This window comes from Enterobacter sp. T1-1 (genome assembly GCF_000710795.1).
In the GTDB taxonomy this organism is placed as follows: Bacteria; Pseudomonadota; Gammaproteobacteria; order Enterobacterales; family Enterobacteriaceae; genus Enterobacter; species Enterobacter cloacae.
The window spans coordinates 1-12775 of sequence record NZ_JALW01000091.1 but is presented as its reverse complement, the minus strand read 5'-3'; the positions used below and the strand labels follow the sequence as shown (position 1 = coordinate 12775).

General features: G+C 55.7%; 13 protein-coding genes and 1 tRNA gene. 4 read left to right on the top strand and 10 right to left on the bottom strand.

The genetic code is table 11. The annotated features are described in order from the left end of the window. Positions 1-26: 26 nt before the first annotated feature. The 10 genes from AK59_RS0122740 to mltB form a co-directional block, all read right to left on the bottom strand. Positions 27-119: transfer RNA gene (locus AK59_RS0122740), tRNA-Ser, on the bottom strand. 343 nt (positions 120-462) lie between these two features. Further along, the gene (gene csrA / locus AK59_RS0122735) at positions 463-648 is read right to left on the bottom strand and encodes a carbon storage regulator CsrA (RefSeq protein ID WP_000906486.1); all 186 of its coding nucleotides are present in this window, start codon (positions 646-648) and stop codon (positions 463-465) included. Between the two features lie 241 nt (positions 649-889). Then, on the bottom strand, positions 890-3517 hold the full coding sequence (alaS, locus tag AK59_RS0122730) for an alanine--tRNA ligase (protein WP_029883887.1): 2628 nt from the start codon (positions 3515-3517) through the stop codon (positions 890-892). 131 nt (positions 3518-3648) lie between these two features. After that, positions 3649-4149, bottom strand: a complete 501-nt coding sequence (gene recX / locus AK59_RS0122725; protein WP_013098437.1) for a recombination regulator RecX — start codon at positions 4147-4149, stop codon at positions 3649-3651. Between the two features lie 68 nt (positions 4150-4217). Next, on the bottom strand, positions 4218-5276 hold the full coding sequence (gene recA, locus AK59_RS0122720; protein ID WP_013098438.1) for a recombinase RecA: 1059 nt from the start codon (positions 5274-5276) through the stop codon (positions 4218-4220). An 89-nt stretch (positions 5277-5365) separates the two neighbouring features. Next, the gene (pncC, locus tag AK59_RS0122715; protein ID WP_013098439.1) at positions 5366-5863 is read right to left on the bottom strand and encodes a nicotinamide-nucleotide amidase; all 498 of its coding nucleotides are present in this window, start codon (positions 5861-5863) and stop codon (positions 5366-5368) included. Between the two features lie 130 nt (positions 5864-5993). Next, entirely contained in the window at positions 5994-6872 is an 879-nt protein-coding gene (locus AK59_RS0122710) for a metal ABC transporter substrate-binding protein (RefSeq protein ID WP_029883886.1), read from the bottom strand. 14 nt (positions 6873-6886) lie between these two features. Beyond that, positions 6887-7747 (bottom strand): metal ABC transporter permease, encoded by an 861-nt coding sequence (locus AK59_RS0122705; protein ID WP_013098441.1) that lies wholly within the window; start codon positions 7745-7747, stop codon positions 6887-6889. Further along, a complete protein-coding gene (locus tag AK59_RS0122700; protein WP_013098442.1) occupies positions 7744-8397 on the bottom strand; it encodes a metal ABC transporter ATP-binding protein in 654 nt (217 codons plus the stop codon). The genes AK59_RS0122705 and AK59_RS0122700 overlap by 4 nt, the downstream gene beginning before the upstream one ends. 242 nt (positions 8398-8639) lie before the next feature. Next, a complete protein-coding gene (gene mltB / locus AK59_RS0122690; RefSeq protein WP_023620633.1) occupies positions 8640-9740 on the bottom strand; it encodes a lytic murein transglycosylase B in 1101 nt (366 codons plus the stop codon). A gap of 274 nt (positions 9741-10014) precedes the next feature. Between mltB and srlA the strand changes: the two genes are divergently transcribed. The 4 genes from srlA to srlD are packed head-to-tail and all read left to right on the top strand — an operon-like array spanning position 10015 to position 12703. Next, positions 10015-10578, top strand: coding sequence for a PTS glucitol/sorbitol transporter subunit IIC (gene srlA, locus AK59_RS0122685; RefSeq protein ID WP_013098444.1), 564 nt, complete (start codon positions 10015-10017; stop codon positions 10576-10578). Then, complete coding sequence (gene srlE, locus AK59_RS0122680; RefSeq protein ID WP_020689263.1) at positions 10575-11534, top strand: PTS glucitol/sorbitol transporter subunit IIB; 960 nt, start codon at positions 10575-10577, stop codon at positions 11532-11534. The genes srlA and srlE overlap by 4 nt, the downstream gene beginning before the upstream one ends. Before the next feature lie 12 nt (positions 11535-11546). Further along, positions 11547-11909 (top strand): PTS glucitol/sorbitol transporter subunit IIA, encoded by a 363-nt coding sequence (gene srlB / locus AK59_RS0122675; RefSeq protein ID WP_013098446.1) that lies wholly within the window; start codon positions 11547-11549, stop codon positions 11907-11909. Between the two features lie 14 nt (positions 11910-11923). Next, positions 11924-12703, top strand: coding sequence for a sorbitol-6-phosphate dehydrogenase (gene srlD, locus AK59_RS0122670; protein WP_013098447.1), 780 nt, complete (start codon positions 11924-11926; stop codon positions 12701-12703). Positions 12704-12775 lie beyond the last annotated feature (72 nt).

The following is a 12775-nucleotide window of genomic DNA, read 5'->3' as shown; positions in this document are numbered from 1 at the left end:
TATCCAGCTGAGCTACGGATGCAAAATGGCGGTGAGGCGGGGATTCGAACCCCGGATGCAGCTTTTGACCGCATACTCCCTTAGCAGGGGAGCGCCTTCAGCCTCTCGGCCACCTCACCACACAACGCCTCTTTCGAGTGCTTCGAGCCACTCGTTAAGAGCTTCTCGTCGCTGCGTGGCGCATATATTACTTTCTGGGACTTATAAGTCAAACAATTTTCCAAAAGCTTTTATCGTTTGCACAAATCACACGCAATTCGCATGTAAATGCCGCAAAGAGAGTGTTTTATAAGCGGATTTTGCAGGCATCCTCACAGAAATCTATGAAGAGAAGCGTGTGGTTTGGACGAGATAAGCTGGCGAGAGTGGTTAAAAACAGAGCGATTGAAATCGAACGGTAACTTTAAGCAGGAAAAATAACAGGAGGGGTTGCGTCTCGCCCGACAGCGAGACGCGACAATATCAGTAACTGGACTGCTGGGATTTTTCAGCCTGGATACGCTGGTAGATCTCTTCACGGTGGACAGATACTTCTTTAGGAGCGTTAACACCAATACGTACCTGGTTACCCTTTACCCCTAAAACTGTCACGGTGACCTCATCCCCAATCATGAGGGTCTCACCAACTCGACGAGTCAGAATCAGCATTCTTTGCTCCTTGAAAGATTAAAAGAGTCGGGTCTCTTGTATCCCGGCATTATCCATCATATAACGCCAAAAAGTAAGCGATGACAAACACGTAAAGTGTAAGCAGTCACGGCATCACATTCTGTTAAACGTAAGTTTAGCCGATATACACAAACTCAACCTGACTTTATCGTTATCGATAGTGCAGTGAACAAGACGCCATAACGTTACCGCTATGGCGTCTGTTTGTGCTTTGTAGTTATTACAATTTCGCGCTTACCCAGCTTTCAACGCTGGCCAATGCCGCAGGAAGTGCCGCCGCATCCGTACCACCGGCTTGCGCCATGTCCGGACGACCGCCACCTTTGCCACCCACCTGCTGGGCAACCATGCCAATCAGTTCCCCTGCTTTAACGCGGTCGGTCACATCCTTAGAGACGCCCGCAATCAGAGAAACCTTACCTTCTGCTACCGTCGCCAGTACGATAACCGTCGAACCAAGCTGGTTCTTGAGATCGTCGACCATGGTACGCAGCATCTTAGGCTCTACACCTGCCAGATCGCTGACAAGCAGTTTGACGCCCTTAATGTCTACAGCCTTGCTGGAGAGGTTTGCACTCTCCTGCGCCGCAGCCTGCTCTTTCAGCTGCTGCAGCTCTTTTTCCAGCTGGCGAGTACGATCCAGCGCAACACGCACTTTCTCGCCCAGATTCTGGGTATCGCCTTTCAACAGCTGCGCGATATCGTGCAGCTGGTCACTCTGCGCATGCAGGCTGGCAATCGCGCCTTCACCGGTCACCGCTTCAATACGACGCACACCTGCCGCCGTACCGGATTCAGAAACGATGCGGAACAGACCGATATCACCGGTACGCGATGCGTGTGTACCACCGCACAGCTCGGTAGAGAAGTCGCCCATGCTCAATACGCGAACACGGTCGTCATATTTCTCACCAAACAGGGCCATCGCACCTTTTTTCTTCGCCGCGTCGAGATCCATAATGTGGGTTTCGATTGGCAGGTTACGACGGATTTGCGCGTTCACCAGATCTTCCACCGCACGGATCTCAGACGGTTTCATCGCTTCAAAATGCGAGAAGTCGAAACGCAGCACTTTGTCGTTAACCAGAGAACCTTTCTGTGCAACATGCGTTCCCAGAACCTCACGCAGTGCAGCGTGCATCAGGTGCGTTGCCGAGTGGTTCAGACGGATGCGTGCGCGGCGCGCTTCGTCAACATTAGCCTGAACGCCCTCGCCCACTTTCAGGGAGCCTGAAACCAGTTTACCCAGATGACCAATCGCCTGGCCGTATTTCTGAGTGTCGTTCACACTGAAGCTGAAACCGTTGCCTTTCAGTTCGCCTTTATCGCCAACCTGACCACCGGATTCCGCATAGAACGGGGTTTTATCCAGAATGACAACTGCATCCTGACCTGCACTGATGCTGTCTACGGCTTTGCCGTCAACAAACAGGGCGGTCACTTTGCCAGTCAGTTCCAGCGCTTCATAACCTTTGAATTCAGACGCGCTGTCCACGCGGATCATCGCGTTGTAGTCTGCGCCAAAACCGCTGGACTCACGCGCACGACGACGCTGCTCTTCCATCGCCGCTTCGAAGCCCGCTTCGTCCACTTTGATGTTGCGCTCACGGCAAACGTCCGCCGTCAGGTCAACCGGGAAGCCGTAAGTGTCGTACAGGCGGAAGGCGGTTTCGCCATCCAGCGTGTCGCCCTTAAGCTTAGCGAGTTCTTCATCCAGCAGCGCCAGACCACGCTCCAGCGTACGTGCAAACTGCTCTTCTTCAGTCTTCAGTACTTGCTCAACCTGCGCCTGCTGGCGTTTCAGCTCGTCACCTGCAGAACCCATTACGCCAATCAGTGGCCCAACGAGCTTATAGAAGAAGGTGTCCTTCGCGCCCAGCATGTTGCCGTGACGGATAGCACGACGAATGATACGACGCAGCACATAGCCACGGTTTTCATTCGACGGAATAACACCATCAGCAATCAGGAACGCACAGGAACGGATATGGTCTGCAATTACGCGCAGTGATTTGTTGTTCAGATCGGTCGCGCCAGTCACTTCTGCAACGGCTTTGATCAAGGTGCTGAACAGATCAATTTCGTAGTTGGAGTTAACGTGCTGCAGAACAGCCGCAATACGCTCCAGGCCCATACCGGTATCAACGGACGGTTTTGGCAGCGGCTCCATGGTGCCGTCGGCCTGACGGTTGAACTGCATGAAGACGATGTTCCAGATCTCAATGTAGCGATCGCCGTCTTCTTCCGGGCTGCCTGGAGGACCACCCCAGATGTGGTCGCCGTGATCGTAGAAGATCTCGGTGCACGGACCGCAAGGGCCGGTGTCACCCATCTGCCAGAAGTTGTCAGACGCGTACGGTGCGCCTTTGTTGTCACCGATGCGAATAATACGTTCGCGCGGGATACCGACTTCTTTTTCCCAGATTTCGTAGGCTTCGTCATCGGTTTCATAGACGGTAACCCACAGACGCTCTTTCGGCAGGTTGAACCAGTTTTCACCGGTCAGCAGTTCCCACGCGTATTGAATAGCATCATGTTTGAAATAGTCGCCGAAGCTGAAGTTACCCAGCATTTCGAAGAAGGTATGGTGGCGCGCGGTGTAACCGACGTTTTCCAGGTCGTTGTGTTTACCGCCCGCACGCACGCAACGCTGTGAGGTTGTGGCGCGGGAATAATTACGCTTGTCGAGACCAAGGAACACATCCTTGAACTGGTTCATCCCGGCGTTGGTAAACAGCAGAGTTGGGTCGTTGTTCGGCACCAGGGAGCTGCTGGCAACAACCTGGTGTCCCTTACTATGGAAAAAATCGAGAAACGCCTGACGGATCTCAGCGGTGCTCTTGCTCATAATTATCCTGAAATCAAGCTAACGAAATGTCGTAGCAAGCCGGTATCGGTAAACCCCTGGACAGACCTGCTACTGGAAAAAGTGGGAATAAGATAAGTTTTCTTTAGTGGGAAGTAAAATCCCGCATGCGTTCAATCGGCAAAATTACGCCAGATATCCTGAATATCTTCCATCAGAAAGCCGCGGTAGAGCAAAAAGCGCTGGATTTTGACTTTTTCTGAAAATTCACGCGGCAGCGGTTCACCGTATTTACGAATCGCCTGCTCTTTTGCCAGCGCACACCAGTCGGTGTCACAGTCGCGCATCGCTTTTTCGATGGACTCACGGGCAACGCCCTTCTGGTTCAGCTCCTGACGGATACGCGCCGGACCGTATCCCTTGCGGCCACGACTGGCCAGGAACCGGGAAGCAAAACGGTCGTCATCCAGATAGTGATGCTCGTAGCACCAGGCAATCACCCGGTCATAATCTTCCGCGGTGGCATCAATCTCTTCCGGCCCATTTTTACTCATCACCGGGGCCGACAGTTTACGCCGCAGCTCTTGTTCACTGTGGTCACGCACGGCAAGGATCCGCACCGCGCGGTCCAGTAATCGCGCATAAGCGGGTCGACGCGTTGTGGATTCGCTCATAAAAAACCTGCTGGTTCAGAAATGCAAAAAGGGCCGCATCAGCAGCCCTTCATTTTTAAACGAAAGCCTTAAAAGTCTTCGTTAGTTTCTTCAGCATCCGCACCATCAACCACAAAATCAGGTTTAGAGTCCTGGTTGTTCAGCAGAAGCTCACGCACTTTCTTCTCGATCTCTTTCGCTGCAGCCGGGTTCTCTTTCAGCCAGGAGATCGCATTCGCTTTACCCTGACCAATTTTATCGCCGTTGTAGCTGTACCATGCGCCCGCTTTTTCGATCAGCTTCTCTTTCACGCCCAGGTCAACCAGTTCGCCGAAGAAGTTGATACCTTCACCGTAGAGGATCTGGAATTCAGCCTGTTTGAACGGCGCGGCAATCTTGTTCTTCACGACCTTCACGCGGGTTTCACTCCCCACCACGTTCTCACCCTCTTTCACCGCGCCGATACGGCGGATATCCAGACGGACAGAAGCATAGAATTTCAGCGCGTTACCACCAGTAGTGGTTTCCGGGTTACCGAACATCACGCCAATTTTCATACGGATCTGGTTGATAAAGATCAGCAGCGTGTTGGACTGCTTCAGGTTACCGGCCAGCTTACGCATTGCCTGGCTCATCATACGTGCCGCGAGGCCCATGTGAGAGTCGCCGATTTCGCCTTCGATTTCCGCTTTTGGCGTCAGCGCAGCAACGGAGTCGACCACGATAACGTCAACCGCACCGGAACGCGCCAGCGCGTCACAAATCTCCAGCGCCTGTTCACCCGTGTCTGGCTGAGAACACAGCAGGTTATCGATATCCACGCCCAGCTTACGAGCATAAACAGGGTCCAGCGCGTGCTCGGCATCGATAAAGGCACAGGTTTTACCTTCGCGCTGCGCCGCGGCAATCACCTGCAGCGTCAGGGTGGTTTTACCGGAGGATTCTGGCCCGTAGATCTCTACGATACGGCCCATTGGCAGGCCGCCCGCGCCCAGCGCGATATCCAGAGAAAGCGAACCGGTGGAGATCGTTTCCACATCCATGGTACGGTCTTCACCCAGGCGCATGATGGAGCCTTTACCGAATTGCTTTTCGATCTGGCCCAGTGCTGCCGCCAACGCTTTCTGTTTGTTTTCGTCGATAGCCATTATTACTCCTGTCATGCCGGGAGAAGCGACTGTGCTTCACCGTGGATTTCTGTTCTGTTGGTGCAATTATACTGTATGGTCATACAGTATCAAGTGTTTTGTAGAAATTGTTGCCAGAGCGTTTTTAACGCATAAACGGTTGCCTGACGACGCACGCTTTCACGATCGCCGCTAAAGCACTCGCGACGCGTGATCCCTTCACCTTTAGAGGTGGCAAAACCAAACCAGACGGTGCCAACAGGCTTCACGTCACTGCCGCCGTCCGGACCGGCGATACCGCTAATAGAGATGGCATAATCTGCACGCGCCGCTTTTAGCGCACCAATTGCCATCTCAATCACCACCGGTTCGCTGACCGCGCCATGCTGTTCAAGCGTGGATTCATGCACGCCAATCATTTGCGCTTTAGCTTCGTTACTGTAGGTCACAAAGCCGCGTTCAAACCAGGCGGAACTGCCTGCAATATCGGTAATGGCTTTAGCAACCCAGCCGCCGGTACAGGATTCGGCAGTCGTAATAGTCGCGCCACGTTGCTTAAGCGCCAGTCCTACGACTTCGCTAAGCTGCATCAATTCATGGTCAGTCATTCTCGCTCCGGGCATCAGAAAAACGTGCAGCACAAGATAGCACTTTCTCGTCAGATATGGAGATGAGGATCATGTTTTACGAGGGAGGTTCAGAAAAAAGCCGATGCGAAGGCACCGGCTGAGAAAAAGGTTACTTCATGCTCCTGGCGAGGGTATTCACGTTATGGCGAAACGCCTTAACGTAGGTATCCGCCACGCCGCCTTTGGCCGACAGCGCCTCCGGGTAAAGTTCGCCCCCCGGCTGCGCACCGGTGGCCGTGGCAATTTGTTTAACCAGGCGCGGGTCGAGCTGGTTTTCCATAAACCAGGTTTTCACCCCGTCCGCTTTAATCTGATTGATAATCTCAGCCACCTGCGCTGCGCTGGCTTCGCTCTCTGACGACAAGCCCTGCGGCGCAATAAAGGTCACGCCATAGGCGCGGCTGAAGTAGCCGAAGGCGTCATGGCTGGTGAGGACTTTACGTTTTACCTGCGGGATCTGGCTGAACTGCGTTTTGGCCCAGCTGTCCAGTTGCATAAGCTGCGCGATATAGGGTTGACCGGTGGCCTCCAGCGCCGCCTTATCTTCAGGATCGGCTTTTACCAGACCGGCAAGGATATTTTGCGCATACAGTGCCCCGTTCGCCGCGCTGTTCCAGGCATGCGGATCGGTCACGGTTTTCCCGTCCTCTTCAAGCGTGTGGGTTTTCACCCCGGTCGAAGCCACCACCAGCTGGCCCTTAAATCCGGAGGCCTTCACCAGACGGTCGAGCCAGCCCTCCAGCCCCAGACCGTTCACCACCACTACATCGGCCTTGCTGAGCGCCGCACTGTCTTTCGGCGACGGTTCAAAGGTATGCGGATCGCCGTCCGGCCCCACCAGCGTGGTCACATTGACCCGGTCTCCCCCTACCTCACGCGTGATATCTCCCAGAATGGAAAAACTGGTGACCACATTAAGCGTTTTCGCCATTACGCCCTGTGACAACATCCCGAGCGCGAGCGCCATTATTAACCCTGTACGTTTCATCATTTCCCCTTGCGTTAAAAAAGCGCACGCAGGCTGCCAGCCAGGTGGCTTCGTGTGCCAAATAAAACAGAAATAAAGAACAGCGCGCTGGCGGTCAGCACGATGGACGGCCCGGCGGGTAAACTCACCGCCCAGGAGAGGCTTAACCCCAGCCATGCGCAAAAAACGCCGCTGATGCCCGCCAGGCAGAGCAACCCTGGCAGGGTGCGCACCCAGCAGCGTGCCGCCACCGCCGGCAACATCATCAGCCCGACGGCCATCAGCGTGCCGAGAACCTGAAATCCGGCCACCAGGTTAAGCACCAGCAGCGCCAGAAACAGCCCGTGCAACAGGCCGGGCAGCCAGCGGGCGTTAACCTGTAGCCAGGCGGTATCGAACGCCTCGGTCACCAGCCCACGATAGAAAACTGCCAGCGTCACCAGCGTGAAGATGCATACGCCAGCCACAAACAGCGCGGCGTCGTTATCCACCGCCAGAATGGAGCCAAACAGCAGGTGCAGCAGATCGACGTTCGAACCACGTAGCGACACCAGCGTCACGCCCAGCGCCAGCGAGCCGAGATAGAACCCGGCAAAACTGGCGTCCTCTTTGAGCGGCGTACGTCGACTGACCAGCCCGGCCACCAGCGCCACGGCGATCCCGGCGATAAACCCGCCGATGCTCATCGCCAGCAGTGACATACCGCTCAGCAGATAGCCCACCGCAACACCGGGTAAAATGGCGTGTGAAAGGGCATCGCCCATCAGGCTCATCCGGCGCAGCTGAAGAAATACGCCCAGTGCCGTGGTGCTGACGGACAGCGCCAGGCACACCACCAGCGCGCGACGCATAAAGCCGTATTCGATAAAAGGCTGAAAGAAGAGATGCCAGATCATGCCACCCTCACCCGCTCGGTTTTCCAGTGCGGAATAGCCGTATCCAGCCGTAGCGTTTGCGGAAAATGACGCGATACGCGCTCGCTGTCATGCAATACCGCAAGCAGGGTCTGGCCCTGCATGTACATTTCGAGCATCAGGTCCATCAGCACGTTACAGGTAGCTTCATCGACGCCGGTAAAAGGTTCATCCAGCATCACCAGCGGCGCCTGTTGCACCAGGATCCGCGCAAACAGCATGCGCTGAAACTGGCCGCCGGAAAGCGCATCGATGGTGGATAACGCCATGGCGTCCAGCCCGACACGCTCCAGCGCGCTGGCAATGCGCGAGCGTGTTTCCCGACGAAAGCCGGAAAAGAGCGACACACGCGGCCAGCAGCCCATACTCACCACATCCTGCACCGTCAGCGGAAACTGCGCCTCCAGCGCGTGACGCTGTGCCAGCCAGCCAATCACCGGGCGTTTCTCCTGCCAGCGAAAACGGCCGCTCACCGGCGGAATAAACCCGGCGAGCGTTTTGAGCAGCGTGGATTTTCCACATCCGTTGGCCCCGATAATGGCGGTCATGCTTCCGCGTTCAATCACGCCCGACAAGGCGCGCGTAACGGGCATGCGGTCGTAACCCGCAACCAGTTCATCCATGACAATCATGGCAATGCCACCGCCCAGCGCACGGCCAGCCCGATAAACACGATAATCACCAGCGCCAGCAGAAACCTAACTGCCGCAGACAAAGAGAAAAGGGACGTTGACATGTTGACACCACATTAAATGTTATAACGTAACAATAATGAAAGGCGATTGAGATGTAAATGGCGCGTTTGCAAAGGGAGTGTGGCGAAATGTTTCTGCAAAATTCCCCTCTCCCATGGGAGAGGGAGGAATAAAGCGACTTACTGACTAAACGGCGATGCCGCAGGGACACGCGCCTGCGATACCGCCAGGCCCAGCTGCCACACGGCCATCGCATAGTGCGTGCTGTGGTTATAGCGGGTGATGGTGTAGAAGTTTGGCATACCGTACCAGTACTGATACCCGGTTCCTACATCCAGACGCAACAGGCTCACCTGATCCACATTACCCAGCGGCTGCGTTGGCGTTAAACCTGCCGCCGTCAGCTGCGCAACGCTGTATTTGGTTTTGAAGCCGTTTTCCAGACCAAACGCTTCGCCGTTAGCCTGCACGGCAACCTGCCCACCCGGCGTCCAGCCGTGTGCCTTGAAGTAGTTCGCCACGCTGCCGATGGCATCCACCGGATCCCACAGGTTGATGTGACCATCTCCGTTAAAGTCGACGGCATACTGTTTGTAGGAAGAGGGCATAAACTGGCCGTAGCCCATCGCTCCGGCAAACGACCCTTTCAGATCGAGCGGGTCATCCTGTTCGTTACGCGCCATCAGCAGGAAGGTTTCCAGCTCGGAAGAGAAGTACTCGGCACGACGCGGATAGTTAAACGAGAGCGTGGCCAGCGCATCAAGAATGCGCGTTTTGCCCATCACGCGACCCCAGCGCGTTTCCACGCCAATAATGCCGACGATGATTTCAGGCGGCACGCCGTAGACCTGCCACGCGCGATTGAGGGCATCTTCATACTGATTCCAGAACACCACGCCATTTTGCACGTTGTCCGGGGTAATAAACTGTTTGCGATAGCGCAACCACGCACCGTTTGGCCCGGTTGGCACCTGCGCTGACGGTGCCTGCCTGTCCATCAGGCGCAGCACGTAGTCCAGACGTTTCGCCTGCGACAAGATTTCATGCAGTTGCTGTCTGTCAAAGCCGTGTTTGCTCACCATTTTATCGATGAACTGTTCGGCCGCCGGGTTATTCGCGAAGTCGCCCCCCATCTGCATCATATTGTGCTGCGGCTCCAGCAGGAATCCTCCTGAAGGCGCGCCAGCCGTCTGCACAGCGGCTTCAGTCTTGGGTTTACTACTACAGGCGGACAGCAGAATAAGCGCAGGTAACAACGCTGCATAACGACGCTTGAACATGGGACATCCATTTAACGGGTTCGATAAGAACCCAGTATGGTAAAGCATCCGCAACACCTCAAGGAAGCTGTACGCGCCTTACCCACCAAATCTTTACGCTCCTCAACGCAAATCTGCGTTTTTTTCAACCAAAATGCGTCACCCCCGCCCATTAACTTTCAAAATAATCCATTTTTCTTTCATTGTGAGATCTGATTAACACTTTAAAACCTTTCAAAGTGATTATTATTAGTCCCGGAAATACAAAACAAGAAAAGCCTCACAGGAGAGAAGAATGATAGAAACCATCACCCACGGCGCCGAGTGGTTCATCGGGCTGTTTCAGAAAGGCGGAGAAGTCTTCACCGGCATGGTGACCGGGATCCTGCCCCTGCTGATCAGCCTGCTGGTGATCATGAACGCGCTGATTAATTTTATCGGCCAGCAACGCATTGAACGCTTCGCCCAACGCTGTGCCGGGAACCCGTTATCCCGTTACCTGCTGTTGCCCTGCATTGGAACCTTCGTTTTCTGCAACCCCATGACCTTAAGCCTCGGCCGCTTTATGCCAGAAAAATACAAGCCGAGTTATTACGCCGCCGCCTCATATAGCTGTCACTCCATGAACGGCCTGTTCCCGCATATCAACCCGGGGGAATTGTTTGTTTATCTCGGCATTGCCAGCGGCCTGACCACGCTTGGCCTGCCGCTCGGCCCACTGGCGGTGAGCTATCTGCTGGTCGGCCTGGTCACCAACTTCTTCCGTGGCTGGGTGACCGATCTCACCACCACCATTTTTGAGAAAAAAATGGGCATCCAGCTTGAGCAACGCGTTCATTTGTCAGGAGCCACAGCATGAGCCGGATCCGCATTGAGAAAGGTACGGGTGGCTGGGGCGGCCCGCTGGAGTTCGACGCCACCGAAGGCAAAAAAATCGTCTATATCACCGCAGGCACACGCCCGGCGATTGTCGACAAACTACGCGAGCTGACCGGCTGGGAAGCGGTCGACGGTTTCAAAGAAGGCGAACCACCGGAGGCGGAAATCGGCGTGGCGGTTATCGACTGCGGTGGCACCCTGCGCTGCGGCCTCTATCCGAAGCGTCGCATTCCGACGGTGAATATTCACTCCACCGGAAAATCAGGACCGCTGGCGCAGTACATCCTCGAAGACATTTATGTCTCAGGCGTGAAGGAGGACAACATCACGCTGGTGAATGGCACTTCCGCGCCGCAAAAAGCCGCACCGCGTGATTACGACACCAGTAAGAAGATCACCGAGCAGAGCGACGGCCTGCTGGCGAAGGTCGGCATGGGAATGGGATCCGCCGTGGCGGTACTGTTCCAGTCCGGGCGCGACACCATCGACACGGTGCTAAAAACCATTCTGCCGTTTATGGCCTTCGTCTCCGCGTTAATCGGCATCATCATGGCCTCCGGTCTGGGAGACTGGATCGCCCACGGCCTCGCCCCGCTTGCCAGCCACCCGCTCGGTCTGGTGACGCTGGCGCTGATCTGCTCCTTCCCGCTGCTGTCGCCGTTCCTCGGCCCGGGGGCGGTGATTGCTCAGGTCATCGGCGTCCTGATTGGCGTGCAGATTGGTCTGGGCAACATTCCTCCGCACCTGGCTCTGCCTGCGCTGTTTGCCATTAACGCTCAGGCAGCCTGCGACTTCATTCCCGTTGGCCTGTCGCTGGCCGAAGCGCGCCAGGACACCGTACGCGTGGGCGTGCCGTCTGTGCTGGTCAGTCGTTTCCTGACGGGCGCACCGACGGTGCTGATTGCCTGGTTCGTTTCCGGCTTTATTTATCAATAAGAGGTTCCTGCGATGACCGTGATTTATCAGACCACCATCACCCGCATCGGCCAGAGCGCGGCCGATGCGCTCAGCGACCAGATGCTGATCACTTTCCGCGAAGGTGCACCGGCAGATATCGAAGAGTTTTGCTTTATCCACTGCCACGGCGAGCTGCACGGAGCGTTAAAGGCAGGAAGCCAGCTGGAGCTGGGTGACACCCGCTATGCCGTCACTGCCGTGGGCGACGTGGCCGAGCAAAACCTGCGCGAGCTGGGCCACATCACCCTGCGGTTCGATGGCCAGCCGCAGGCAGAGTATCCCGGCACGGTTCACGTGGAGGGGCCGGTTCCGCAGGCTGTTACCCCAGGCTGCACATTAAAATTTGTTGCGTAATTAAGGAGAGCGTTATGAGTCAGGTTGCCGTTGTCATTGGTGGAGGACAAACCTTAGGAGAGTTTCTCTGCCGTGGGCTTGCCGCAGAAGGTTACCGCGTGGCGGTAGTGGATATTCAGAGTGAGAAAGCCGCCCGCGTGGCGGATACCATCAACACCGAGTTTGGTGAGGGGATGGCGTACGGGTTTGGTGCCGATGCCACCAGCGAGCAGAGCGTCATGGCGCTGGCTCGCGGGGTAGACGAGATTTTTGGCCGTACCGACCTGCTGGTCTACAGCGCAGGGATCGCGAAAGCGGCGTTTATCAGCGATTTCGAACTGGGGGACTTTGACCGCTCACTGCAGGTGAATCTGGTGGGTTACTTCCTCTGCGCCCGCGAATTTTCCCGTCTGATGATCCGCGACGGCATTCAGGGGCGCATCATTCAGATCAACTCCAAATCGGGCAAAGTGGGCAGCAAGCATAACTCCGGCTACAGCGCGGCGAAATTTGGCGGCGTAGGGCTGACCCAGTCTCTGGCGCTGGATCTGGCCGAATACGGGATTACCGTTCACTCGCTGATGCTGGGCAACCTGCTGAAGTCGCCAATGTTCCAGTCGCTGCTACCTCAATACGCCACCAAGCTTGGCATCAAAGAAGACGAAGTGGAGCAGTATTACATCGACAAAGTGCCGCTGAAGCGCGGGTGCGACTATCAGGACGTGCTGAACATGCTGCTGTTTTACGCAAGCCCGAAAGCCTCGTACTGCACCGGCCAGTCGATTAATGTCACCGGTGGGCAGGTGATGTTCTGATCGAGCAGTCTGATGCCCTCACCCTCCCCCTCTCCCACCGGGAGAGGGAATATAACAAGGAGCCGATATGGT